This is a genomic window from Nocardia sp. NPDC060255 (assembly GCF_042727395.1).
Classification (GTDB): Bacteria; Actinomycetota; Actinomycetes; order Mycobacteriales; family Mycobacteriaceae; genus Nocardia.
Window position 1 is genome coordinate 76,853 of the sequence record NZ_JBHXAU010000025.1, and the last position, 24,341, is coordinate 101,193.

At 67.9% G+C, this 24,341-nt stretch carries 22 protein-coding genes; 7 read left to right on the plus strand and 15 right to left on the minus strand.

Annotated elements, in window-relative coordinates:
- Positions 1–264, minus strand: a complete 264-nt coding sequence (locus tag ACFWF1_RS34560) for a type B 50S ribosomal protein L31 (RefSeq protein WP_379281100.1) — start codon at positions 262–264, stop codon at positions 1–3.
- Entirely contained in the window at positions 261–1,583 is a 1,323-nt protein-coding gene (gene mrf, locus ACFWF1_RS34565; protein ID WP_379281101.1) for a ribosome hibernation factor-recruiting GTPase MRF, read from the minus strand. Before mrf ends, ACFWF1_RS34560 begins: the two co-directional genes overlap by 4 nt.
- A 96-nt stretch (positions 1,584–1,679) precedes the next feature.
- Between mrf and rpmB the strand changes: the two genes are divergently transcribed.
- From rpmB to rpsR, 4 genes are read left to right on the plus strand one after another with little or no spacing between them, the layout of a single operon-like run.
- On the plus strand, positions 1,680–1,916 hold the full coding sequence (gene rpmB, locus ACFWF1_RS34570) for a 50S ribosomal protein L28 (protein ID WP_357381798.1): 237 nt from the start codon (positions 1,680–1,682) through the stop codon (positions 1,914–1,916).
- 13 nt (positions 1,917–1,929) lie between these two features.
- The gene (gene rpmG, locus ACFWF1_RS34575; RefSeq protein ID WP_150402028.1) at positions 1,930–2,100 is read left to right on the plus strand and encodes a 50S ribosomal protein L33; all 171 of its coding nucleotides are present in this window, start codon (positions 1,930–1,932) and stop codon (positions 2,098–2,100) included.
- Positions 2,101–2,139: 39 nt separating this feature from the next.
- Positions 2,140–2,445, plus strand: coding sequence for a 30S ribosomal protein S14 (gene rpsN / locus ACFWF1_RS34580; RefSeq protein ID WP_357381800.1), 306 nt, complete (start codon positions 2,140–2,142; stop codon positions 2,443–2,445).
- Positions 2,446–2,477: 32 nt separating this feature from the next.
- A complete protein-coding gene (gene rpsR, locus ACFWF1_RS34585) occupies positions 2,478–2,732 on the plus strand; it encodes a 30S ribosomal protein S18 (RefSeq protein ID WP_040738992.1) in 255 nt (84 codons plus the stop codon).
- 72 nt (positions 2,733–2,804) lie between these two features.
- On the opposite strand, the gene ACFWF1_RS34590 is transcribed toward rpsR, so the two are convergent.
- Positions 2,805–3,368, minus strand: a complete 564-nt coding sequence (locus tag ACFWF1_RS34590) for a LysM peptidoglycan-binding domain-containing protein (RefSeq protein WP_379281102.1) — start codon at positions 3,366–3,368, stop codon at positions 2,805–2,807.
- 211 nt (positions 3,369–3,579) lie between these two features.
- Here ACFWF1_RS34590 and ACFWF1_RS34595 point away from each other — a divergent pair, with 211 nt between their 5' ends.
- Positions 3,580–4,041 (plus strand): hypothetical protein, encoded by a 462-nt coding sequence (locus tag ACFWF1_RS34595; RefSeq protein WP_379281103.1) that lies wholly within the window; start codon positions 3,580–3,582, stop codon positions 4,039–4,041.
- Positions 4,042–4,053: 12 nt separating this feature from the next.
- Here ACFWF1_RS34595 and ACFWF1_RS34600 read toward each other — a convergent pair whose 3' ends face one another.
- The 11 genes from ACFWF1_RS34600 to ACFWF1_RS34650 form a co-directional block, all read right to left on the minus strand.
- Positions 4,054–5,622: a family 20 glycosylhydrolase gene (locus tag ACFWF1_RS34600; RefSeq protein WP_379281104.1), complete on the minus strand. Its 1,569-nt coding sequence runs from the start codon at positions 5,620–5,622 to the stop codon at positions 4,054–4,056.
- A gap of 184 nt (positions 5,623–5,806) precedes the next feature.
- Complete coding sequence (purH, locus tag ACFWF1_RS34605; protein WP_379281105.1) at positions 5,807–7,414, minus strand: bifunctional phosphoribosylaminoimidazolecarboxamide formyltransferase/IMP cyclohydrolase; 1,608 nt, start codon at positions 7,412–7,414, stop codon at positions 5,807–5,809.
- On the minus strand, positions 7,411–8,058 hold the full coding sequence (gene purN / locus ACFWF1_RS34610) for a phosphoribosylglycinamide formyltransferase (protein WP_379281220.1): 648 nt from the start codon (positions 8,056–8,058) through the stop codon (positions 7,411–7,413). Before purN ends, purH begins: the two co-directional genes overlap by 4 nt.
- Positions 8,059–8,117: 59 nt before the next feature.
- Positions 8,118–9,617 carry a DUF6350 family protein gene (locus tag ACFWF1_RS34615; RefSeq protein WP_379281106.1) on the minus strand — a complete coding sequence of 500 codons (1,500 nt, stop codon included), beginning with the start codon at positions 9,615–9,617 and terminating at the stop codon, positions 8,118–8,120.
- Positions 9,618–9,772: 155 nt separating this feature from the next.
- Positions 9,773–10,843: a DUF5336 domain-containing protein gene (locus ACFWF1_RS34620; RefSeq protein WP_379281107.1), complete on the minus strand. Its 1,071-nt coding sequence runs from the start codon at positions 10,841–10,843 to the stop codon at positions 9,773–9,775.
- A gap of 240 nt (positions 10,844–11,083) precedes the next feature.
- Entirely contained in the window at positions 11,084–11,314 is a 231-nt protein-coding gene (locus ACFWF1_RS34625; RefSeq protein WP_379281108.1) for a hypothetical protein, read from the minus strand.
- 29 nt (positions 11,315–11,343) lie between these two features.
- Positions 11,344–11,607: a hypothetical protein gene (locus ACFWF1_RS34630; protein WP_379281109.1), complete on the minus strand. Its 264-nt coding sequence runs from the start codon at positions 11,605–11,607 to the stop codon at positions 11,344–11,346.
- Positions 11,608–11,689: 82 nt separating this feature from the next.
- Entirely contained in the window at positions 11,690–14,662 is a 2,973-nt protein-coding gene (locus ACFWF1_RS34635) for a BTAD domain-containing putative transcriptional regulator (RefSeq protein ID WP_379281110.1), read from the minus strand.
- A 299-nt stretch (positions 14,663–14,961) separates the two neighbouring features.
- The gene (sucD, locus tag ACFWF1_RS34640; protein WP_379281111.1) at positions 14,962–15,876 is read right to left on the minus strand and encodes a succinate--CoA ligase subunit alpha; all 915 of its coding nucleotides are present in this window, start codon (positions 15,874–15,876) and stop codon (positions 14,962–14,964) included.
- A gap of 11 nt (positions 15,877–15,887) precedes the next feature.
- On the minus strand, positions 15,888–17,054 hold the full coding sequence (gene sucC / locus ACFWF1_RS34645) for an ADP-forming succinate--CoA ligase subunit beta (protein ID WP_379281112.1): 1,167 nt from the start codon (positions 17,052–17,054) through the stop codon (positions 15,888–15,890).
- 393 nt (positions 17,055–17,447) lie between these two features.
- Complete coding sequence (locus ACFWF1_RS34650) at positions 17,448–17,585, minus strand: hypothetical protein (RefSeq protein WP_357381821.1); 138 nt, start codon at positions 17,583–17,585, stop codon at positions 17,448–17,450.
- A gap of 15 nt (positions 17,586–17,600) precedes the next feature.
- Here ACFWF1_RS34650 and ACFWF1_RS34655 point away from each other — a divergent pair, with 15 nt between their 5' ends.
- Positions 17,601–18,797, plus strand: a complete 1,197-nt coding sequence (locus tag ACFWF1_RS34655) for a M23 family metallopeptidase (RefSeq protein WP_379281113.1) — start codon at positions 17,601–17,603, stop codon at positions 18,795–18,797.
- A 361-nt stretch (positions 18,798–19,158) separates the two neighbouring features.
- On the plus strand, positions 19,159–20,526 hold the full coding sequence (locus ACFWF1_RS34660) for a DUF1731 domain-containing protein (RefSeq protein ID WP_379281114.1): 1,368 nt from the start codon (positions 19,159–19,161) through the stop codon (positions 20,524–20,526).
- A 1,145-nt stretch (positions 20,527–21,671) separates the two neighbouring features.
- On the opposite strand, the gene pcrA is transcribed toward ACFWF1_RS34660, so the two are convergent.
- Positions 21,672–24,299 carry a DNA helicase PcrA gene (gene pcrA, locus ACFWF1_RS34665; RefSeq protein ID WP_379281115.1) on the minus strand — a complete coding sequence of 876 codons (2,628 nt, stop codon included), beginning with the start codon at positions 24,297–24,299 and terminating at the stop codon, positions 21,672–21,674.
- Positions 24,300–24,341 lie beyond the last annotated feature (42 nt).

Consider the following 24,341-nt stretch of genomic DNA (forward strand, 5'->3'; position numbering starts at 1 on the left):
TCAGCCCTCCCCGCGACGAGTTCGCTTGCCGTACTTGCGCTCGAACTTCTCCACCCGGCCCTGACTGTCCAGCACGCGGTGTGCGCCGGTCCAGAACGGATGCGAGTCCGAGGTCACGTCGACGGTCAGCAGCGGGTAGGTGTTGCCGTCCGTCCACTGCACGGTGCGGGTGCTCGTCGCGGTCGATCGGGTCAGGAACCGCTTGCCGGTGCCCGCGTCCTCGAACACCACCGGGTGGTAGTCCGGATGGATCCCTGTCTTCATTTCGCTTCTCCTCTCGGGCTTTTCACGTCTTCGATCGGTAACGTGGTTTCGGCGGTGTCGCACGGGTCGGCGTGCCAGGCGCCAAAAGGGTCCTCCCACTGGGCAACTCGCTCGGGTGCGCGTTCGACCAGGCGGAGTTCGTCGTCCTCCACCAGCGCCCAGTGCAGTGCCTCGCGGATCTCGTTGGGGTCGGCGTCGTGCACCAGGATCACCAGCGAGATGTCCCGGTCGCCGAACTGGTCGTCCCAGCGCAGCGCGGCCATTGCCCGCCGGTCCGGATCCGCCTGGGCCAGTTCGGTTTCCGACATCGCGGCGAGCCAGCGGCCCGCACTGCCCACCCGGAGGCCGCCGCCCGCCGACTCCAGCCAGGTCACCTCGTCGGGTTGGGTGGCCAGCCACATCCGGCCGCGCGCGGTCACCACGCCGTCGAAGAGCACGTCGAGCGCCTCGTGCAGGCGAGCCGGATGGAACGGCCTGCTCGCGGCGAATTCCAGTAGGGCGACACCGTAATCGCTGGACAGCGGTGGCTGCCCGCGCAGCAGTGGCGCGTGCGCGTCGAACACTCTGCCGCGGCGGGACCGGGCCGGAATGCGCGCCAGCAGTCCTTCGATCCGCGCCGCGGTGAGCAAGTGTGGGTCGTCCACCCAGTCCACCGGCGCATCGGGGACGAGGCGGGCCAGCACCGCGCCCAGCCTGCCGCGATCGACGTCGCCACCCGGCGCGACCGGACCCAAAGCGATTACCGCATCAGCGAATTCGACCTGACCGACGGCAACCTGCGCCACTGTTCGCTCGTCGTCGGCCTTGGCGAGGCCGCGCTCGGCCAGGGTCTCCTCGCCGGTGGCGTCGGCCAGCCACGCAGTGGAATCAAGGAACGTCAGCACGGCGTCGATGCGGACGTCGCGTCCGGCAGGTCCGTCGACACGGCCCAGAATGCCTTCCACCACAACGTGTTCGATGGCGTGGCAGACCGCCTCGGCCTCGAACGCGGGATCCAGCGCGAGCACGATGCGCTCGACCGAATCCCGCGCGGCGAGCGTGCGCAGCAGTGGGAGCAGATCGATCCGCAGCGTGCAGGAGACGCAGCCGTGCGCGAGTTCGAGCACGTCCGACGTCTCGTAGCTCGCGCTGCGCACCGTGCGGTGCACAATGCCCTCGCGCAGCTGACCCAGGTCGTGATGGACGACGACGGTGCCGGGCGCGTCATTGCACAACGCGGTCGCCGCGTGGTCGGCACCCGCCGCGGCCGGCCCGGCGAATCCGGCGAGCACCACGACCGGTGTGCGCCGGTCGGCCTCTGGTGCGAGCACTGACAGCACCCCCTTTCGATAACGATTTTCATTTGCGTCAGAGCAACGGTACATTGTGAATCAGTCGTTGTCGAAAATGATTGTCATCTACCGGAGGGAGTCCGCATGTCGGCCCACTGCCAGGTCACCGGGCGCAAGCCCGGGTTCGGCAAGTCCGTCTCGCACTCACACAAGCGCACGAATCGGCGCTGGGATCCCAACATCCAGCGCAAGACCTACTTCCTGCCCAGCGAGGGCCGGCGCGTCACGCTGACCGTCTCGGCCAAGGGCATCAAGACCATCGACCGGGACGGGATCGAAGCGGTAGTCGCTCGCATCCGGGCTCGGGGCGACAAGATCTGATCAGGAGAAACTCATGGCATCCAAGTCGACCGAGCTCAGGCCGATCGTCAAGCTGAAGTCCACCGCAGGCACCGGGTACACGTACGTGACCAGGAAGAACCGCCGCAACGATCCCGACAGGATGGTGCTGCGCAAGTTCGACCCGGTCGTGCGCAAGCACGTCGATTTCCGCGAGGAGCGGTGAACACGGTGTCGGACAACGTCTTTCCCGAGGAGCGCTGAGATGGCGAAGAAATCGAAGATCGCCCGCAATGCGCAGCGCGCGGCCGTCGTCGCGCGTTACGCGGAGCGCAGGGCCGAGCTGAAGGAACTCATCCGCAAGCCGGGCACCTCCGACCCGGCACGCGCCGAAGCCCTCGCTGAGCTGCGACGACAGCCGCGGGACGCCAGTCCGGTACGATTGCGCAATCGGGACGCCGCTGACGGACGACCGCGCGGTCACCTCCGGAAGTTCGGATTGTCCCGTGTGCGTGTGCGCGAAATGGCCCACCGGGGCGAGCTGCCCGGTGTGCGCAAATCGAGCTGGTAGACAACCACCGTTCTCGTACGAAGGATCCGTATATGGCAGTCAAGCGAGCACCGTCGAAGAAGGTTCGCGCCGAACAGGCCCGCCGTCCCAAGAAGAACCCGCTCATTGCCGCAGGCATCGAGAAGGTCGACTACAAGGACGTCAACCTGCTGCGCACGTTCATCTCCGATCGCGGCAAGATTCGCAGCCGCCGGGTCACCGGGCTCACCCCGCAGCAGCAGCGCCAGGTCGCCGTCGCGGTGAAGAATGCCCGCGAGATGGCGTTGCTCCCCTTCACCAGCCGGTAGTCGCGCCCCCGAACACGAGCGTGGGACCCCGGATGCTCCGGGGTCCCACGTTTTGTCTTGCGCCGCAACAGGTTACGGAATGGTCAGCACCTGGCCCGGGTTGATCGCGTCCGGGTTGTCGATGCCGCTCGCGTTCGCGATCTCCTGGTAGCGGTTGCCGTCACCGTAGAAACGCTCGGCGATCGCCCAGAGGGTGTCGCCCGGCTCGACGGTGTAGGTCTGCGCCTCGGGGGCCGCGGGCGGCGGCGGAACCTCTTCGGCGGCAGGGGCTTCGGCGACCGGCTCCGGCGCCTGCAGCGGGTTGTCGGTCTTGGTGTCGGAAGCCCACAGCGCGCTACCGTCCTTGCCGTACAACACCACGTTGCGGTCCGCCTGCACGACCAGCCGATCCGCGTCCTTGCCGTTGGTCTCGGTGGACCAGGCCGCACCCTCGCCCTTGTACAGCACGAAGTTGCCGTCGTCCTGCAGGGACGCGCGCTCGACACCCTGGTTGTGAGTCAGGGTGGACCACACCACATTTCCGTCCGGCTCGGCCAACACGAGGTTGCCGTCGCTCTGCAAGGTAAGGGTGTAAGCACCACCCTGCAGGGACTGACCCAGTCCGAGTTCTTCACCAACGCGCAGTGTGTCGCCCACGGTTCTTCCTTTCGAAGGTTCTGAAGAGCATCCGACAATCGACACGCGCCGAAGCCACAGGCGCGCATCTAGGCCCGAAGATACTGCGCTCGACCGTGTTGCGTAGGGATTACGCGCATGGTTCGCCGAAAGTTCACTGTGGGGTGTGTCCTATTGCCGTGTCATGTTCTGTGTGAGATGACCATGGGGATTGCCCACTAGGGTGGTCGCCATGACTCGGATGTCCGGCGGACGTGCCGCCGCAGCTGTTGCCGTTGTGCTCGGGTGCCTCGCCGCGGCGGGGTGTGGCGGATCGGATGATGCTGGGGCACAACCGAACATCAGCACGACCACGAGCGCCGCACCGAGCACGCCGACCGAGGACACCGGCGGCAACGTCGGCAGGGACTTCGCCGCCGACCCGACCATCGTGAACGGGCGCCCGATTCCGTTCAGCTCGTGGACGCGGCTGGCAGACGACCGGATCGCGGTCAACTTCCAGACCGGCACGCCCGAATGCTATGGCGTGGACGTCACTGTGCGCGAGACCGATTCGACGGTCACCGTCGAGCTGCGTTCCGGCACCCGGGCCGACGCGGTGGGCCGGATGTGCACCATGAACGCGGTGTTCGGCACCGTCGCGGTGCCGCTGAAGGCACCGCTGGGCAACCGGCAGGTGCTGAGCGCGGCGTAACGCGCGGACCCGCTACGCCGCAGGTTCGCCGACGGCGTCGGCCAAGGCCGCGAATTCGAGGTAGCTGCCTGCTTGCGGTGGACCCCAGGTCTGCTGTGCCACGACTCGGAGCGGCATGGTGATCGACGCGGCGATTCGATCCGGTGTTTGTACCGTCGGGTCGTCACACCAGACGAACAACCCCGAGCCGAGGTTGTGGGTGTTCTGTTCCGGTGTCAGGCGGGTGCCGTCCACGAACAACGTGGGATCCCACAGCTGGTAGGCGATCGGCGGCGGCACGTTGCCGGCCGCCGCCGGTCCGCCCGCCACGAAGTAGGCCGGTGTGAACGAGGCGTTCCTGACCTCGTGGCCCGCGGCGATGAGATCGCTTGGGCTGCGGGCGATTCCGAAGAACGGCAGCGGCAACTGCGGGATGCCTGCCCTGCTCCAGTAGTCCACGACGACGTCGCTGCCGACGGTCAGGGTGCCCGCACCGGTGTGTAATCCGTCGTTCCAGATGCGCGGGCGCTTGCCGTGCGCGCGCACAATGTCCGCACCCCAGTTGATCAGGCCGAGGAACGCGTCGACAGGCTGCGCCTGCGGGCCGTAGGTGGCGCGCGCGTACTCGCCGATCTGCGGATATTCGTCGAAACTCGCGACACGGGTGCCATCGAGCAGGAACTCGTCGGCGCCGAGATGCCAATAGCGGCCGGGGAACAACGGCAGGAACTCCTCGAGAACGTCGCGCATCAAGTCGTAGGAACGCGGATTCGCGAGATCGATGGCCGCGTCGGAAACCCGACCGTCCGCGCTGCGCAGCTTCAGGTCGGGGTGGGCCGCCAAGATGCCGTTCATGTGGCCGGGGAAGTCCACCTCCGGCATGATCTCCACCTGATACCTGGCCGCATACTCGACCAGATCGCGGATGTCCTGCTTCGAATAGTGCTGTGCCGCAGTAATTTCTGGATGCCTGTCGCTGTCGAGGCGGAAGCCGAAGGTGTCCGAGAGGTGCAGGTGCAGCAGGTTCAACTTGAGGTAACCCATCCGGCGGATCTGCGCACGCAGCATGTCCACCGGCATGAACTCGCGGCCTACGTCGAGCATCAGGCTGCGTTCGCGGTACTGCGGCCAATCCGTCACGGTGCCACCGGGTATCGAGATCCGCCGGCGCAGCAGCTGCAGGGCCGAGCTGGTGGCATAGAATGCGCCCGCTATATCGGTGCCGCGCAGTTCTAGCGTCTCACCGATCGAAATTCGGTATGCCTCAGGCGTTTCCGACGCCTCCGGCATCGGTCCGGTGCCCAGCGTGATGTCACCGGCGCCTCCGGACGAGCCCTCTTGCGCGACAACGTCATTGCCCGTGAACGAACGCAGCGCCGCAGCGAAGTCCGTTGCGGTGTCCCGCAATTCGTCCTTGTCGTACCAAACTCGCGCATGCGCGCCGAGCGAGAATCCGGCTCCACCGGGAGCCCACGCCTTCAGCGAAGGAAGAGTGCGAGGTGGCGGCCCTTGCTCCGCACCCGCCGACTGCTGCCCGCCGAACGACACCGCCACAGCAGCGACCATCACCACAGCACCGGCAGCTACCACACGAATCGACATGCCGTCACTGTACGAAACCACCCCAAGCAACACCGGCATTCGCCACACAGCCGCACCACTCCTGATTTCCCGCACCGAAATTCGCATGCGATTCTCGGTGCGGCGAATCAGAGGTGGTGCGGCGACAGGCAGGGACACCGAACGCCACGTCGGCGGACCGGCGTGGCGTTCGGGTCGAGCTGGGTCAGTGCGCGAAGTGGCGGGAACCCGTGAGGTACAGGGTCACGCCGGCCTCCCGAGCCAGGTCGATGGTCTCCTGGTCGCGGACCGAGCCGCCGGGCTGCACGATCGCGCGGACGCCCGCCTGGATGAGCTGCTGCGGGCCGTCCGGGAACGGGAAGAACGCGTCCGAGGCCGCGACCGAACCCTTGGCGCGATCGCCCGCGCGCTGCACGGCGAGCTGCACCGCGTCCACCCGGTTGACCTGGCCCATGCCGACGCCGACCGAGGCGCCGTCGTGCGCGAGCAGGATCGCGTTGGACTTCACGGCACGGCAAGCGCGCCAAGCGAATTCGAGATCGGCGAGGGTTTCGGCGTCGGCCGCGGTGCCGGTGGCCAGCGTCCAGTTGGCCGGATCGTCGCCCGCGGCGTCGAGGATGTCGCGCTGCTGCAGCAGCGCGCCGCCGCTGATCGGGCGCAGTTCGGCGCCCGCGCGACGCGGCGGCTCGGCGATCAGGATGCGCACATTCTTCTTGCGCTGCAACACTTCTACCGCACCGTCGGCGTAGGCCGGCGCCACGATCACCTCGGTGAAGATCTCCGCGACCTGCTCGGCCATCTCCACGGTGACCTCACGGTTGGCCGCGATCACGCCGCCGAACGCGCTCACCGGATCGCAGGCGTGCGCCTTGCGGTGCGCCTCGGCGATGTCGGCGCCGATCGCGATGCCACAGGGGTTGGCGTGCTTGATGATCGCCACCGTCGGCGCGGTGTGGTCGTAGGCGGCCCGCCAGGCGGCGTCGGCGTCGGTGTAGTTGTTGTACGACATCTCCTTGCCGTGCAACTGCTGCGCCTGCGCGAGGCCGAGGCTGCCGTCGTTGTTGGTGTACAGCGCCGCCGCCTGGTGCGGGTTCTCGCCGTAGCGCAGTACCGCCGCACGCTCCCAGGTGCCACCGAGCCAGGCAGGGAACTGCACACCGCTGTCCTCGGCCGGCGCCGCGACGCCGGGCGCGAGCACCGAGGTCATCCAGCTCGCGACCGCCACGTCATAACTTGCGGTGTGCTGGAAAGCCTTGGCCGCCAACGCCGTCCGCTCGGCCAGGGTGAAGCCGCCGGACTGCACCGCGCCGAGCACCTCATCGTAATCACCGCTGTCGACGACCACGGCCACCGACGGATGGTTCTTCGCCGCGGCCCGCACCATCGACGGCCCGCCGATGTCGATCTGCTCGACGCACTCGTCCGGGCTCGCACCGCTGGCCACGGTCTGGGTGAACGGGTACAGGTTCACCACCACGAGCTGGAACGCCTCGACGTCCAGCTCGACCAGCTGGTCGACATGTTCCGGCTTGCGGGTGTCGGCGAGGATGCCCGCGTGCACGCGCGGGTGCAACGTCTTCACCCGGCCGTCGAGGGTCTCCGGGAAGCCGGTGAGCTCCTCGACCTTGGTCACCGGGATGCCCGCGTCGGCGATCTTGCCCGCGGTCGAGCCGGTCGACACCAGCTCGATCCCCGCGGCATGCAGACCGGTCGCGAGCTCGATGAGCCCCGTCTTGTCGTAGACGCTCACCAGCGCCCGCTTGATCGGCTTGCGCTCAGCTGAGTCGATCGTTCCTTCGCTGCGCTCACTCACCGGAGAACTCGCTCATCTGGGATAACTGCCTTTCGTCCGTCGGAAACAATGCCCCGCGTCGCGACGGCGGCGACAACCTCCGCCAGCAACCGCCTTTCGACAACCTTGATGCGCTCGTGCAGGCTGGCCTCGTCGTCCTCGGGCAGCACCGGCACCGCCTCCTGCGCGAGGATCGGCCCGGTGTCCACGCCCGCGTCGACCAGGTGCACGGTCGAGCCGGTGACCCGCACGCCGTAGGCGAGCGCGTCACGCACCCCGTGCGCGCCGGGGAAGGCGGGCAGCAGCGCGGGGTGGGTGTTGATGATTCGGCCGCCGAATCGCTCGAGGAAGGCGGGGCCGAGGATCTTCATGAATCCGGCCGAGACCACGAGATCGGGTGCGTAGCCGGCGACCGCTTCGGTCAGCGCGGCATCCCAGGCGGTGCGATCGGGAAAGTCGTTCAGCGCCACCTTGAAGTGCGGTACGCCGGCGGCGTCGGCGTGCTCGGTGGCCGCGCAGGTGCGGTCGACGCCGACGGCGACGATCTTCGCGGGGAAGTTGGTGGCGGCCGCCGCGTCGAGCAGCGCGCACAGCAGTGAGCCGGTGCCCGAAGCGAGTACGAGTACGGTCGCCGGGGCCGCGTCTGGTGTCCACGGAGACGTCAGGGCTCTACTCCTGCGAAGTCGATCGGATGGCGGACGGAAGAGCTCCGCCGACCTAGAGCCTAACGACCGTCGACCCGGTCACTTTCCGGCAGGTCCGCCTCGACCACCTCGGCATCGACGATGTCGGGTGTGGTAATCGGATTGGGCGACCGCACGGTGTCGATGGCGGTTTGTTCGTCGACGAGTTCGCCGTCCAGTTCGACTTCCAGGTCCGGGCCGTCGTAGTCAGCGTAGTCGTCCTCGAAGTAGTCGCGGTTCTCGACGTAGTCGTCGTCGGCGTAGTAGTCGTCCGCGTAATCCTCGTCGTAGTAGTCGTCCTCGTCGTACGGGTCGGCGTAGTCGCCGGGTGCCGTGCCGACCGGGACGAGGAACCAGCGCGCGAACGCCAGCCCGACGTAGCCGGGGATGGCCAGCCACGCGAAGGTGATCAGGAAGAAGATGGGCAGGTCGAGCCCGATCCGGCCGAATGTACCGAGTTCGCCGCCCGCGATCACGCCGAGCAGCGACAGCGCGGCGGCGGCCAGCCCCGCCGAGCACAGCGTCGCCCACGGCGCGCCGATCCGGTCGGTCGAGCTGCGGGCGAGGTCGAGTCCGCCGAGCACGCCGACCGCGGCCGGGATCAGCAGCAGCACCGGCCACCAGCCCGCCGCCGGTCCGGTCGGCACCGCCGCCAGCAGCGGCACGGCCGGAATCGGGCCGCCGACAACGGAAAACACGCCGAACGACGCGATACCGATCTGCGCGCTGGAGCCGACGAGCACGCCGACCGCGAGCACCACCAGATTCGGCAGGTAGGCCAGCGAGAGCAGGGTCAGCCCGATCACCCCGGCGGCATTGCCCGCGCTGTGGTAGGTGTCACCGAGCCGCGGGATGTGCACGAGGAACGAGACCACGATGAGCGCGGTGGCGCAGCCGAGCAGGCGCAGCACCGCGCGACCGGCACCGTACATGCCCGAGATCGCCCACTCGGGCAGGCGAAGCAGGTCGAACAGCTGCCGCCGGGTCCTGGTCGCGATCCCGCCTACGGCCGCAACCAGATACAGGCCACCGACCCAGGCGAACGCGGCGAGGGTGTTCGGCGGTTGCAGCGCGACGACCCCGGACGCGTCCTCGGCGACCGCGAGGCAGATGGCCGTGATCAGCAGCGGCCCGGCCAGCGCGGCACCGACGATCCAGCCGAGATCGGCACGCGTGCAATCGGGTTCGACGGCGCGGGCACATTCCCGCCCGGCCAGCCAGACCATGAGCGCGGTCGGCAGCAGTGGCAGCAGGCCGAGCGCGGTCTTGCCGATCACCAGCGGAACCTGGTGCACGCCAAGCCATCCCGCGGCGATCGCGCCCGAGGTGCCCGCCAGATTGCTGCCCGAGGTGAGCAGTGTCGCGAGCGCGAGAACGATGATCGCGGTGAGCGCGTACGTCGTCGGACGCCCGGCGACCAGGACGAGCACCCTGGCACGTTCCGGAGTCAGCGACAGAAACCCGGCTTCCTCGGGCTCAGGATGCGGATCGGGCGCGCTACGCGAGCCACGCCGCACGAGCGAGTTCCTGGACGAATTCACGATTCCGCCTCGCGCTCGCTCGGCCCCATCGTGCGCGCAGGCGCGCGCCATCCCTGATTCACTCGCTGACGCTCACTCATGACAATTCAGCGTGGCAGCTCCCCCGGCGCGCGCGGGTCAGGCGCGCCGGGTGAACCCGCGCCGGGGAACGACTGCTACTTGTTGTCGTCGGAGGGACGGAAGGCCTGCGTGGCGTCCGACGACGGGTCGGCGGCCTGGTCGCCACCGAACGGCTGGCCCTGCTGCGCGCTCTGCTGACCCGGCTGCGCGTAGTTCGACGATCCGTACGGCGACTGCTGCGCGGGCTGCTGGGTGGAACCGAAGTGCTGCGTGGCGCCCTCGTCCGGCCGCGGCTGCGCGGTGCCCGGCGCGCCGTACGGCGAACCCTGCTGTGCCCCACCGAAAGCCGTGGTCGGCGGCTGCTGGCCGTAACCGGGCTGCTGACCGTAGGCCTGGGCGGGCTGGCCGTACGCGGGCTGGCTCGGCTGGCTCTGGCCGTACGGCGAAGCCTGCTGCGCCGCACCGTAACCGGGCTGCTGGCCATACGCGGGCGGCTGGCCGTAGGGCTGACCCGGCTGACCCTGGCCGTAGCCTGGCTGCTGGTTCTGTCCGTACGAAGGCTGGCTCTGGCCGAAGGCCGAGGGCTGCTGCTGGCCGTAGCCGGGCTGCGCGAACGCGGGCGCGCTGGCCGGTCGCGGCGCGGGCGCCTTGACGATGCCCGCCTCGAACAGCACCGCACCCACCGCGACCGCGGCCTGCACGAACGCGAGCACCAGCACCACGTAGGCGCCGAACTTCAGCTCGATGCCGTCGGACAGGGTGAAGGAGTGCACCGCCAGCGCGAGGAAGCCCGCGACGGAGGCCGCCGCGGCCGCACCCGTCCAGGCCTGCTTGGGCAGCACCGACAGACCGGCGAGCAGTCCGCCGAGCAGCAGGATGCCGACCAGTGCCGAGCCGCCCGCCTCGAACAGGCTCGCGGTCTCACTGCTGGCCACCCGGGCGCCGCCGAAATCGACCGCCTTGGTGCCGACGTAGGGCAGGAAACCGAGCAGGAAGTTGATCACGCCGAGCGCCGCGACACCGACCACCAGGAAGAACGGCAGCCCCTTGGCCGCGGCACCGGTCGCGCTCGAACCTGAACTGGCACCACCCGCCGTCGAACTCGGGCTGGATGAGGTGGAGGGCGCGGGTGTGTTGTACCCGGAGCCCCCGGACGGGTATGACATGTCGTCGTCTCCTAGGTCGAGTCATACGTGGTCTTCAACTGCTGGATCTGCACCTGACGCTACTGCACACATCCGTCCAGGTCACCCTTAACCGACCCGCCTGACGTCCTCGTTCACCCTTCCCGGCCAGGTCGCGAGGGGTTTGCCAGCAGCAAGCACCGCCATTCGGAAGCACTCCGCTGGAATGAGTTAAGCCCGGAACCGCGCGGTTGCGCGTGCTCCGGGCCGAGGCCGATCGAGTCAGTTACGCGGCTGGATGTACCACGCCCCGGCGGCGCCGGTGCACTCGTAATCGGCCCATTCGCCGTTGTCCATGCCGATATTGCCCTCGTGCTCGCAGGTGGCGAGCGCCTCGTACGGGCCGAGGCGCCCCGGGGCCGGGTCGGCCGAGGCGATGCCGTCGACGAGTCCGGCGCCGAAGAGCCCGGCGAAGGTCAGTGCGGTGATGGCGGTGATACGTGCGATGGTCATGCTGGTTCGTCCTTCGAGGTGAGAGTGGGTCAACGCCGGGGAACGAGCTGCCAGGCGCCGTAGCTGCCCACGCAGTCGTAGTCGGACCATTCGCCGTTCGTCATGCCCTGGTTGCCGCGTTCGAGGCACTGGTGCTCGTACTCGAACGGTCCGAGGTTGCCCGGGGTGGCGGGGGCCGCCGAGCCGCTGTCGAAGGGGCCCGCGAACGCGGGTCCGGTGGCGCCGAAGAAGCCTGCGACGATCAGGGCGGCGATGGCGGCGCCGCGGGCGGCCGCGATGCGAGTGGTAGTCATGGTCTTCGCTTTCTGGTCTGGTGTGGTCCGTTGCGAAAACCAGACTCCCGGCCGGCCGTCTCAGCGTGGTTTCACCCGCATCTCACGCGGTCCGACCGGGCGTGACCAGCCGGTCTGTGTAGCGGTGCCAGCCGAATCCGGCCGCCGCGAACTCGGCGCGGACCTGTTCCAGCAATGCTCGCGCGCCGTCCTCGTCACCCTCGGCGTGCCGCAGCGTCACGGAGACCGCGCGGGCGGCGAGCAGGGGCACGCCGCCCGGCGCCGCCGCGAAGAATTCATCGAGCAGTTGCCTGGCGGCGGCGGTTTCGCCCTTGGCCAGCAGCACGTCGGCGAGGTCGATGCGGGCCAGCCCGGTCGCGTCCTCTTCGTGGCCGAGGGCGGCGCGGCAGTACGACTCGGCCGCGTCGAGGGTGCCCGCGGCCAGCGCGGCGGCGGCGCGGGTCAGATCGTTCAGCGGCAGGATCTGCCGGTCGTCCAGGCGGCGGGCGTAGCGGTCGGACTCCTCGGCGATGGCCAGTGCCTCCTCGACCCGGCCGAGGCCGAGCAGCGCCTTGGCCTGATTGCTCAGTCCGCGGGAGAGTCCGTGCTCGTCCTCGTGCGCCGCGTCGACCGCGCAGGATCGGGTGTAGGCCGCGAGCGCCTCGGCCGGGTCACCCGAATACAGCAGCGCCGTGCCGAGCGCGTCGGCGAACGACGAACCCTGGGTGTCGCGCACGGCCAGCCGCTCCCCCTCGCGCAGTCGCTCGACGGCCTCCGGCAGCCTGCAGCGTTCGATGTCGACGATGCCTTGGTAGTAGCGGACGGTTTGAGCGAGTTCCGGATCATCCAGTGGCGCGGCCAGTTCGCCCGCCTTGGCCAGTTGGACGGCCGCGGCTTCGAGGTCGCCGGTCATCAGCGTGTGAAAGCCGTAGTGGCTCAGGGCCTGTGCCAGTTCGTGCGCGGCGATGCCGGCCGCGTCGGTGAGTGCGGCGTAGTGGCGTTGTGCCTCGCGGAACCAGGCCCGGGCGAGCCAGGGCACATGCATTTCCACCGCGAGCCGCAATCCATCGGTGGCCCTTGATGTTCCGGGCGCGCGCTCCAGCGCGGCCAGGATGTTCGGCCATTCCGCGAACACCGCGGCCACCGATTCGGCCGCGGCGAAATCGTCCGGTGCGCCGATGGTGCGCACCAGGTTCAGACACCACCGCAGGTGCCCGGCGCGCAGCTCCTCGACCTCGTTCGCCTCTGTCAGCCGGGCCAGCGCATAGTCGCGGACCGTCTCCAAGAGCACGAAACGTCTTGTCGCACCATCGGTCTGGACGGTGACGAGGTTTCGGTTCACCAGGTCCGCCATGGCGGGCGCGACGTCGCCCCGGTCGAGGTCGCCGTCCGGCACCACCGCTTCGGCGGCCTCCAGCGTGCACCCGCCCGCGAACACGCCGAGCCTGCGCAAGACCGCCCGCTCCCGGTCGGCGAGCAGCTCGTGACTCCAGTCGAGCGCGACCCGCAGGCTGGTGTGCCGCCCGCCCGCGGCTCCGCGCGCACCACCCACCAGCAGCCGGACCCGATCGTCGATCCGTTGTGCCAGTTGGGAAATCGTCAAGGTCCTGGTGAGACCGGCGGCCAACTCGATGCCTAGCGGCAGCCAGTCCACCGCCGCACAGATCGTCACCAGCTCGTCGCGCTCGGTCGCGGTCACCAACCCGTGCAGTCCGGCGCGCTCGATGAACAGGGCCACCCCGACACTGCGGTCCAGCGGACCGAGCGGGTACACCGACTCCCCCGGCACTCCCAACGGCTGCTGCGACGTGACGAGAACACTGAATCCATCTGCCGCCTTGACCAATTCGGCCACCGAGTGGAGTACATGTTCGGCATTGTCGAGGACAAGCAGCGCGCGGCCACCGTCGCCGTCGAGTGCCGCGATGATGCCGGGTAGTGGGCCGTTCGGATCGATCGACCCGTCGGCGGCCAGCCCGCCAGCTTCGAGTGCGGCGGCCACCGCGGGCAGCACGTCCTCGGCCCGGCCGAGCGGTGCCAGCTCGACGAGCACGACGGGCCGGCCCGCTTGACCGATCGATCGCGCGAGTTCGGCGGCGAGGCGCGACTTGCCACTACCGGCGACGCCGACCACCGTGGTCAGTCCCGGCTCGGCGAGACGCGTTGTGAGCGTGGCGAATTCACGGCCGCGCCCGACGAAGCTGGTCATCGGCACGACGACCGGCGCCGGCCATGGCCGCGGTTCCGGTTCGATCACGGATGCGGTCGGTGCGGTTTCCGGCGCGGTATCCGGATTCGCCGCAGGGGACCCGACCGTCACCGCGACCGGTAACGCCGACGCACGCAACGCCGGATCATGGTCCAGGATGCGAAGTTCCAACTTGCTGGTGTCCGGCGCAGGGTCGACGCCCAACTCCTCGGACAACGCCCGCCGCAGCCGCGCCAGCCGCTCCAGCGCGTCGGCCTGGCGCCCCGTGCGATACAACGCCAACGCCAACAGGCACGACAGCGGTTCGTGCAGCGGATGCCGCGCGACCAGCCCGGTCAGCTCGGTCACCACCTCACCGGCCGCGCCGAGTTCCAGATTCGCCTCCAGCCCGGCGACGGTCAGCGAAAGCCGCCAATCATCGAGCCGCTCCCCCTCGGCCACCGCGAACGGAATCGTGCGCAGATCGGCCAGCGCATGCCCCCGCCACAACGCGAGCGCCTCCCGCGCCGCCGCCGCGACAGCACCGAAGTCGCCGGCCCGCCGCGCGGTATGCAACCGCTGCGCCGCCACCTCGGCGGCCAGCAGATCAGTCGCCGACACCGTCGCCTGATATCCGGCGGGCGTGCGCCCGATGACGTCCGCCAACGGCCCGAGCGCGGCCCGCAGCCGCGACACCACCACGCGCAGCCGCTGCACCGGCCGTTCGACCTCGGTCCCCCACAGATCCTCGGCCAATCGCCCATCCGGCACCGGCACACGATTCGCCAACGCCAGCCGCACCAACACTGCCCGTTCCAGCGGCCGATCGACGGTCACCGCGACACCGTCGGACCACGCCTGCACTGGACCCAACACCAGCACATCCACGCCGCTAAGCATGCCCTGTCCGGTACGTCCGCGTCTGCCCGAATGTCGATGATCTCAGCGGTGAACCGAGCTGCGACTCAGTTCGTATCCATTAGGGGAGATGAAATGGAGGTCGCCACCATGAGTCCTATGGAACAGGTATGCGAATGGCTGGCCAGGACGCTCGGCTTCTGCCCGGGCTGAGCGCGCCGCCCACATGACGAAGGCCGCCCTCTCGAACCAAGGGCGGCCTTCGTTTCTGTCTCGGGGCATGACGAAGGCCGCCTTCCGATTCGGAAAGCGGCCTCGGTCAATGCGAATCAGGCGGTGATACTTGCCTTCTCCAGGATCTCGCGAGCCAGCGCGGCGGTCTCGGACGGCGTCTTGCCGACCTTCACGCCCGCCGCCTCCAGCGCGTCCTTCTTCGCCTGGGCGGTGCCCGCCGAGCCGGAGACGATGGCGCCGGCGTGGCCCATGGTCTTGCCCTCGGGAGCGGTGAAGCCCGCGACGTAGCCGACAACCGGCTTGGTGACGTTGGCCTTGATGTAGGCCGCGGCCCGCTCCTCGGCGTCGCCGCCGATCTCGCCGATCATCACGATCAGCTTGGTCTCGGGATCCTTCTCGAACGCCTCGATGGCGTCGATGTGGGTGGTGCCGATGACCGGGTCGCCGCCGATGCCGATGGCGGTGGAGAAGCCGAAGTCACGCAGTTCGTACATCATCTGGTAGGTCAGGGTGCCGGACTTGGAGACCAGGCCGACCGGGCCCTTGCCGGTGATGTTGGCCGGGGTGATGCCGACCAGCGCCTCGCCGGGGGTGATGATGCCGGGGCAGTTCGGGCCGATGATCCGGGTCTTGTTGCCCTTCTCCACGTTGTAGGCCCACGCGTACGCGGTGTCCTGCACCGGGATGCCCTCGGTGATGACCACGAGCAGCGGGATCTCCGCGTCGATGGCCTCGATGATGGCGTCCTTGGCGAACTTCGGCGGCACGAACGCGATGGAGACGTCGGCGCCGGTCTCCTTGATGGCCTCGGCCACGGTGCCGTACACCGGCAGCTCGACCGCGTTGCCGTCCTTGTCGGTGTGCGCGACGGTGGTGCCCGCCTTGCGCGCGTTGACGCCGCCGACGACCTGGGTGCCTGCCTTCAGCATCAGCGCGGTGTGCTTGGTGCCCTCGCCGCCGGTGATGCCCTGAACGATGACCTTCGAGTCTTTGTTGAGGAAGATAGACATTTCCGGATTCCTTACTTGGCCGCTGCCAGTTCGGCGGCCTTGTCGGCGCCTTCGTCCATTGTCTGCGCAAGCGTGATCAGCGGGTGCGCGGCGTCGACCAGAATCTGGCGACCCTCGTCCACCTTGTTGCCGTCGAGACGGACGACCAGCGGCTTGTTCGCCTCGGCGCCGAGGATCTCCAGCGCCTTGACGATGCCGTTGGCGACCGCGTCACAGGCGGTGATGCCACCGAAAACGTTCACGAACACGCTCTTGACCTGCGAGTCACCCAGGATGACGTCGAGGCCGGCGGCCATCACCTCGGCCGAGGCGCCGCCACCGATGTCGAGGAAGTTGGCGGGCTTGACGCCGTTGTGGTTCTCGCCCGCGTAGGCGACCACGTCGAGGGTCGACATGACCAGACCGGCACCGTTACCGATGATGCCGACCTCACCGTCGAGCTTGACGTAGTTGAGGTCGTTCTCCTTGGCCTTGAGCTCCAAGGGATCGGTCGCGTCCTTGTCCGCGAAGGCCTCGTGATCCGGGTGCCGGAACTCGGCGTTCTCGTCCAGGGTGACCTTGCCGTCGAGGGCGAGGATCTCGTCGTTCGGGGTGCGCACGAGCGGGTTGACCTCCACCAGGGTGGCGTCTTCCTTGACGAACACCTCCCACAGCTTCTGGATGGTCACGGCCGCGGCGTCGAGCACGTCGGCGGGGAGGTGGCCCTGCTCGGCGATCGAGCGGGCGAAAGCGAGGTCGACACCCTTGACGGCGTCGACGGCGACCTTGGCGAGGCGCTCCGGCTTGGTCGCGGCGACCTCTTCGATCTCCATGCCGCCTTCCACCGAGCACATGGCCAGGTAGGTGCGGTTGGACCGGTCGAGCAGGAAGGAGATGTAGTACTCCTCCGCGATGTCCTTGGCTTCGGCGACAAGGATCTTCTTGGTGATGTGGCCCTTGATGTCCAGGCCGAGAATGTTCTGCGCGTGCGTGAACGCGTCGTCCGGGGTGGCGGCGTACTTGACGCCACCCGCCTTGCCGCGGCCACCGGCCTTGACCTGAGCCTTGACCATCACCGGCTTGCCGATTTCCTCCGCGATGGCGCGGGCGTCCTCAGCCGTGTCCGTGACGCGGCCCTCGGACGAAGGCACTCCGTGCTTAACGAAGAGCTCCTTCGCCTGATATTCGAAGAGATCCATGTACTCACCGTCTCGTCTGCGTTGTGATGACAACGTCTTTGTTGGCGGCCCGACGTCGGAAGCGGGTCGGGTCGGACTCTAATCAGTCACATGGACGGCCAATCGGCCACGTTCATCCTAAGTGGCGCAGGTCACGGGCCGATACGTGTGGCGGGAAAACCCCTGGCCAACGCTACTCATCAGTAGGTTGTTGACACCTCACCAGGTAGAGCGTCAGAACCTACGGACACGGCTGGATCTACTACGGAACGTCGCGGATCTAGCCGCCTCGCGTCCCCAATGCACAGATAGATATTCCGTGGTGTTACCGTGATCAATCTCACATGTTCGGACAGATAGGCCGCAGCGCTTGCGGACCCTGCAATCGTTTCGTTACCGTCATTGCGGTCGATGTCACAGCACGGTCACGACTAGGAGGACGGCAAGCTTGACGCAGCACAGCACTCCGCAGATGGAGAGCCGTTCCGCAGACGACTCGTCGACGCCGCTGATCAGCTGGCCGCTCGGCCCCGCGAACATCTCCCGCTTCACGATGTGGCACCGCCGATGAACTATCGCTCCGCCCTCATTCCTGAACATCGCGCTCAGCCCGGACAGCGTTATCGCAACGATGACGAGTCCTTCGGCGCGCAGGCCCCGCACGGCCGGTCGGCCGGACCCTCGGTGGATAGACAGCGGAACTCGCTGTACAACGCCGCACCCGCCAGGCCGCAGGACGACTACAGCGCGCCGCGCGCCGACTACGGCCACGCGGCACCCGACACCGGATACCAGCACGGCCACGACAACTCCTGGACCGCGAACGACTCGTGGTCCCAGCAGGATTCGTGGGCCCCGCAGGACTCCTGGTCCGACGGCGGCGCCTGGAACGCGGGCGACGCCTGGTCCGAGAACGATTACCAGGCACCCGACACCGGCACCTGGGCCCCGGAAGAGTCCTGGGCGCCCGACACCGGCGCGGACACTCCGGTCGCTCCCACCGTCATCCCCGCCCGCCGCACCGGTAAACGCGGCGGCGCGCATCGGCTCCCCGCACCGCCCGCCGCCCTCAAGGGTCGTGCCGCGGTCGCCGCGGTGGCCGCGGGTGCGGTCGTCGCCGCCGGACAGGCCGCGTTCGCCTCGCCCGATCAGCCGTCCCAGTCCGTCGACTACGAGGCCGCCGGGCAGATCCACGAGATCGCCGCGCAGTCCGTCAGCCTGGCCGACCCCACCGCTTCGCCCGAATCGCCTCAGGTCCTGAATGTCTCGGGCGCCACCAACGTCGGCGACTTCAACGACATCCTGCAAAAGGGCCAGAAGTACGCGAACGACCTGGCCGCCCAGGAAGCCGCGAAGCTGCGCCCGCTGTTCACCAAGTTCGCGGCAGGCACCTTCACCTCCGGCTACGGCGCCCGCTGGGGCGTCCAGCACCTCGGCGTCGACATCGCGGGCCCCATCGGCACCCCGATCGTCGCCGTCGCCGACGGCACCGTGATCGAGGCCGGCCCCGCTGCGGGCTTCGGCATGTGGGTCCGGCTGCTGCACGATGACGGCACCGTCACCATCTACGGCCACATCGACACCGCCACGGTCTCCCAGGGGCAGCGCGTGATGGCGGGCGACCAGATCGCCACGATCGGCAACCGGGGCTTCTCCACCGGGCCGCACTGCCACTTCGAGGTGTGGTTGAACGGGTCGGACAAGATCGACCCGCTGCCTTGGCTGGCGACTCGGGGTATCAGCTTGGGTGTCGAGCGCGACTGAGAGCTAGCTCCGCCTTCGGGCAGGGGTTGGATGGTGAGGGCCGCAGTCGTTGGACGGGTCCAGTCGGTATGGGTTAGAAGGCTTGGGCTAGAAGGCTTGGGCCGCCCTGCGGGCGGCTGAACGCCGCAACATGGTGGGCTTTGTCTATCTGGTTGTACTTCGCATGCGTGCTTTGTCCTTCGTATAGCGGCTGTTCGGTCTCGGCACCGCGCGCGAGGCGAACCCGGAGCACCGCTGGTTGGTCTCTCGTCCGCCCCGCCACTCGCGACCTGGCTCGCGCATTCTGGACCGGTGTTGAGCTCGACGGTAGGTGATGAGGCGCACGGTTCGTCGGCGCTGGTCGGGGACTAGCGTCGTCGGTATGGCACGTACAACGTTGTACACCCAGTTCATTGCGCTTCCAACGGAACTCGTGTGGGCGGTGGTGGCGGATCCGACGCGGTGGGCGGAATGGAATCCGGGCGTCACCTCGGTTCGGCTGCACGGGCCGGTCGCGGTGGGAACTAAGGGTGATTACCTGCCTAGGGGGCGGGTCTACGAGACATTGCATGGGCGGACGGCGCCGCCGTTCGTCATCAGCACGCTGATTCCCGGGCGGGAACTGAGCATCGAGCAGCCGGAACCGGTGGGGCGGATGCGGCTGACGTGGACGTTGACGCCGCGCGACGGCGGCACCGAGATCACCCAGCGGCTCACGTTCACCGGGCCGTCGGCGCCGATCGCCAGGATGGTGGTCGGGCCACTGCTGGAGACCGACGCTCGCGTCACCTTCGCCCGGTTGGCCCAGTTGGCCGGAATCGCACCTGCGGCAAAGGCGCTGACCGTCGTAATCGCCGGTGGCACAGGGGCGTTGGGCAAGCACATCGCTGCCGACCTGACGTGCCGCGGCCATCGGGTGACGATTCTCACCCGGCGACGCGATACCGGACTGCCGTTCAACCAGGTGGAGTGGGACGGTCGGTCGGTAGGCAATTGGGTTGCTGCCCTGCGCAATCCGGGTCCGACCGCGATCATCAATCTGGCGGGCAAGCTGGTCGACTGCCGACCGAGCAAACGCAATGTCGACGAATTACGCCGCAGCCGAGTGGATTCTACCCGTGCCCTGGTAGACGCGGCGGCCACCCTCGACTACTGGATACAGGCCAGCACCACCGCCATCTGGTCAGACGCAGCCGAAACCCGTTGTGTCGAAACAACTCCGCTGCCGGTAGGACTGCCGCAGATGACCGGCGTAGCCGAACCGTGGGAGCGAGCATTCGACGGCGCCAAAGCCACCCACTCGACCATCCTGCGCACCTCGATCGTGCTCGACCCACAAGCTCCCGCCCTGAAACGCCTGAGCCAGTTGACCAAAGCGGGCCTCGGCGGCCGCGTCGGCCCGGGCGACCAGTGGTTCAGCTGGATCCACATCGAGGACTGGCTGTCCCTCATCCGCGCCGCCCTAGGCCTGGACCCACAGGTCACCCTCCCGAACGGAATCCTGGTGGCCGCAACCAACTTCCCGGTCCGCAACCGAGAACTGATGGCCGCCCTCCGCACCCACCTACACCGCCCACCGGCCCCACCAACCCCAACACTCATCCTGAGAATCGGCGCAATCTTCCTCCGCACCGACCCCGCCCTCGCCCTAACCGGCCGCCACGCCACCTCACAAGTACTACGCGAGACCCCCTTCACCTTCCGCTACCCAACCCTGAACGAGGCCCTGACCAACCTCCTCCCCCACTGACCACCCTCCACAGCCATCATCAACAAGAGCCACACCACTTCTCGGAATCCACCCCCACTCCGACCACCCCAACCAAGTACAGATCCCGAGAAGTAGCACAAATCCCAACACCAACAGCCCAATCACCGGCCTAGAACCAAACCGCTCACCCCCTGTGTACGCCGGACACCCGCTATACCGGGTGTGCAGGTTATGCAAAGGGTGAGCGGCTTCCAATTCCCTACGCGGGCAGCGGAATCGGCACCCTGTGTCGGAATCGCGCACCCGGATCAGGGCCCTACTGCCGGACGGATTCCGAGAGATGGTGCGGATCGGTGCTCGAACCGGGTGCATACCCCGCCACGAGTGCCCAGCACCCCACCTCACCCCGCCGAACCCAGAATCTGCGCACTCTCTCGGGACCTGCACTGGCTTTAGGGCCCTATTTCGAGTGCCGATCCCGAGACAGAGTGCAGATCTTGGGGACACCGGCTCGGGGCACACCTGGCGGGTGCGGGTCGCGCACCGAAACCGGCGCCGGGCATCTCGCGGGTTTGATCGGCCATCGAAACCGCCGCCGACCGCCCCGTTCTTATCCAAAGTGCTTGTGACGCAACCACAGCCAGGTGACCACCTCGGGAACGCGACATCGCGCACCTGACGCGCACCTAAAGCCGGGTACCCCACCTGACGTGCCCAGCACTACTCACAAGAAAACATGGCATCAGGCCTTCAGCTCACTGGACAGGTCATCGCCTGGAGTCCCTAAGAAGCACTTGCCCGGATAAGTGCACCTTTCCGAGGGTCTGTTTGTGTACTGGCCCGGGTTGGTGTGCGCACAGAGAACTCCGGTGGTGTGCTGGCTCCGAGGTTGTCGACTGGTTCATCAGATGACCGGAGTAGTGCTGGGCACGTCAGGTGGGGTACCCGACCTGCTCTTCCGCGGCTTGTGATGGGCAACGCTTGTGTTCCAGCGTGAAGACTGGCTGTGGTCCGGTTCAAAGATGCTGGGGAAAGCGAAGAGAGTCGGGTGGGTGCTGGCGTCATCGAGTCGAGCAGAGTCAAATGGTTGCTGGCGTGATCGAGCAGAGTCATATGGTTGCTGGTCAAGATCGTTTAGCGACCATATGACTCTCGACTCGAGGGGGCTCACTGCTGCTGGCGGGTCAGAGCTTCACGAGTGTCCGGCTGTATTGCGGGATCAGGCGGATCTTGCCTGCTGTGCCGAAGTCGATGGTGACTGTTGCGAGGGGGCCGAAGCCCTCGGCGGCTACTACCTTGCCGAGGCCGTACTTGTCGTCGCTGACTCGATCGCCCACGGCCAGTACGAGATTGGCGTTGTTGCGGGCGGGGGCGCCGGGGGCGGGGCGACGGGTGCTGCGATCGCCGCCGCGGACGCCGGGGCGTTGCTGCTCGGACCAGCCGTCGCCGCGGGTCCAGTCGCGTTCCATGCGGTCGTCGTCGCCGCGCCGGCGGATGCTTCGGGTGGCTGCGGAACCGGTTGGCTCCAGTCGCCGCCAGTCGATCAGGTGGTCCGGGATCTCCTGTAGGAAGCGGGATTCCGGGTTGGAGACGGGCTGGCCCCAGCCGGAGCGCACCACGGCTCGGGTCAGGTACAGCCGTTTCCTGGCGCGGGTGATGCCGACGTAGGCGAGTCGGCGTTCCTCGGCCAGCTCGGTCGGATCGCCGAGTGCCCGCATGTGCGGGAACTGGCCGTCCTCCCAGCCGGTCACGAAGACGACCGGGAATTCCAGGCCCTTGGCGGTGTGCAGGGTCATCATTGTCACCACGCCGGTGCCCTCGTCCGGGATCTGGTCGGTGTCGGCCACCAGCGAGACCCGCTCCAGGAACGCGGCGAGCGAACCCGGATCCGGTTCGCCCTCGGCCGCCTCCGGCACCAGTCCCTCTTCCCGGGCCGCCTCCGCGTTGTTGTGCGCCTCGGAACTGAATTCCCGTGCGACGCTGACCAGTTCGTTGAGGTTGTCCAGCCGGGCACCGTCCTGCGGATCGTCGGACGACTCCAGCTCGGCCCGGTACCCGGTGCGCTCCAGCACCGCGTCGACGACATTGCCGACGTCGGGGAAGTCGAGGTTCTCTTGGACGCCCGCCGCCCTGATCTCCTCGAGCAGGTCGAGGAATCCGGCGATCGCCCGCTGCGCCCTGGTGTTCAGCAGCGCGACCTTGCCGTCGGCCGCATCCCGCAGCGCCGCGGCGAAACCGATCCCACGCTGATCGGCGTGCACCGCCACACAGGCCTCGGCCCGATCGCCGATCCCACGCCGCGGGGTGTTCAGGATCCGGCGCACGCTCACCGCGTCCTCCGGGTTCTCCAGCACCCGCAGGTAGGCGACGATGTCGCGCACCTCCTTGCGCTCGTAGAACCGGACGCCGCCGACCACCTTGTACGGCAGCCCCATTCGGATGAAGATCTCTTCCAGCGCACGGGAGTTGTTGTTGGTCCGGTAGAACACCGCGACGTCGCCGTAGTTGGCCTCGCCCTGATCGACCAGCTTGTCGATCTCGCGCGCCACGAACGCGGCCTCGTCGTGCTCGTTGTCGGCGACGTAACCGGTGATCAGGTCGCCCTCGCCGGAATCGGTCCACAACTTCTTGTCGCGCCGGTTCTCATTGCGCGAGATCACCGCGTTCGCGGCGGACAGGATGTGCTGGGTGGAGCGGTAGTTCTGTTCCAGCAGAATGGTTTCCGCGTCCGGGAAGTCGCGCTCGAACTCCTCGATATTGCGGATGGTCGCGCCGCGGAAGGCATAGATGGACTGATCCGCGTCGCCGACTACGCACAGCTCGCTCGGCGGCGCCTGATCCTCGCTGGTCTCCGTGCGATGGTGACCGCCCAGCTCGCGCACCAGAATGTACTGAGCGTGGTTGGTGTCCTGGTACTCGTCGACCAGCACGTGCCGGAACCGGCGCCGGTAGTACTCGGCGACCTGCGGATGGTGCTGCAGCAGCGCCACCGTCTCGCCGATCAGATCGTCGAAATCCAGCGCGTTCGCCGCGCGCAACCGCCGTTGATATTCCACGTAGACGCGGGCGACCAAGGCGGGCAGTTCGGTTTCGTCGGACTCGGCGTCCGCGACCGCCTGTTGCGGTCCGATCAGCTCGTTCTTCAGATTCGAGATGGCGGTCGACAGCAGCCGCGCCGTGTATTTCTTCGTGTCGATGTCGAAGTCGCGGCTGATCATGGTGAGCAGTCGCCGCGAATCATCGGCATCGTAGATGGAGAAATTCGAATTCAGGCCGGGCAGCAGGGCCGCTTGCATGCGCAGGATGCGCACACAACTGGAGTGGAACGTAGATACCCACATGTTGTTCGCCCGCGGACCGACCAGGCCGATTACCCGCTCCCGCATCTCCGCAGCAGCCTTGTTGGTGAAGGTGATCGCGAGCACCTGGCCCGGCGTCACGCCGCGCGCGGCAAGCAGATAGGCAATACGCCGGGTGAGCACGGCCGTCTTGCCGGAACCGGCACCCGCCACGATGAGCAGGGGTGCGCCGCTGTGCACCACGGCGGCCCGCTGCTGCGGATTCAGGCCGTCGAGTAGCTGCTCGGCCTCCGCGGCGCGCCGACGCTCCCGTTCGACACGCCGTTGTTCCAATTCGGTGGCCGACGGCGGTGGTTCGGGGACAGCGGCCCGCTGCGTTTCCCGCACCGCACGCACCTCCTCGAGCTGCCGGACCGCTGCATCGGCGTTACCACCGGTGACCTGCGGTTTTTGTGTCGAATCCGGCTGCAGTGCGCGACCGGCCTGCGTCTTGGGAGCCACCGTGATGTCCATCGCCCATCCACGCTACCGGCGGACACCGACAGAGTTGAAGCC

Excerpts from the sequence above, each read along its gene's own strand:
- ACFWF1_RS34560 (WP_379281100.1), bottom strand. The coding sequence starts at position 264 with ATGAAGACAGGGATCCATCCGGACTACCACCCGGTGGTGTTCGAGGAC.
- rpmB (WP_357381798.1), top strand. The coding sequence starts at position 1,680 with ATGTCGGCCCACTGCCAGGTCACCGGGCGCAAGCCCGGGTTCGGCAAG.
- rpmG (WP_150402028.1), top strand. The coding sequence starts at position 1,930 with ATGGCATCCAAGTCGACCGAGCTCAGGCCGATCGTCAAGCTGAAGTCC.
- rpsN (WP_357381800.1), top strand. The coding sequence starts at position 2,140 with ATGGCGAAGAAATCGAAGATCGCCCGCAATGCGCAGCGCGCGGCCGTC.
- rpsR (WP_040738992.1), top strand. The coding sequence starts at position 2,478 with ATGGCAGTCAAGCGAGCACCGTCGAAGAAGGTTCGCGCCGAACAGGCC.
- ACFWF1_RS34595 (WP_379281103.1), top strand. The coding sequence starts at position 3,580 with ATGACTCGGATGTCCGGCGGACGTGCCGCCGCAGCTGTTGCCGTTGTG.
- ACFWF1_RS34600 (WP_379281104.1), bottom strand. The coding sequence starts at position 5,622 with ATGTCGATTCGTGTGGTAGCTGCCGGTGCTGTGGTGATGGTCGCTGCT.
- ACFWF1_RS34620 (WP_379281107.1), bottom strand. The coding sequence starts at position 10,843 with ATGTCATACCCGTCCGGGGGCTCCGGGTACAACACACCCGCGCCCTCC.
- ACFWF1_RS34625 (WP_379281108.1), bottom strand. The coding sequence starts at position 11,314 with ATGACCATCGCACGTATCACCGCCATCACCGCACTGACCTTCGCCGGG.
- ACFWF1_RS34630 (WP_379281109.1), bottom strand. The coding sequence starts at position 11,607 with ATGACTACCACTCGCATCGCGGCCGCCCGCGGCGCCGCCATCGCCGCC.
- sucD (WP_379281111.1), bottom strand. The coding sequence starts at position 15,876 with ATGTCTATCTTCCTCAACAAAGACTCGAAGGTCATCGTTCAGGGCATC.
- sucC (WP_379281112.1), bottom strand. The coding sequence starts at position 17,054 with ATGGATCTCTTCGAATATCAGGCGAAGGAGCTCTTCGTTAAGCACGGA.
- ACFWF1_RS34655 (WP_379281113.1), top strand. The coding sequence starts at position 17,601 with ATGAACTATCGCTCCGCCCTCATTCCTGAACATCGCGCTCAGCCCGGA.
- ACFWF1_RS34660 (WP_379281114.1), top strand. The coding sequence starts at position 19,159 with ATGGCACGTACAACGTTGTACACCCAGTTCATTGCGCTTCCAACGGAA.
- pcrA (WP_379281115.1), bottom strand. The coding sequence starts at position 24,299 with ATGGACATCACGGTGGCTCCCAAGACGCAGGCCGGTCGCGCACTGCAG.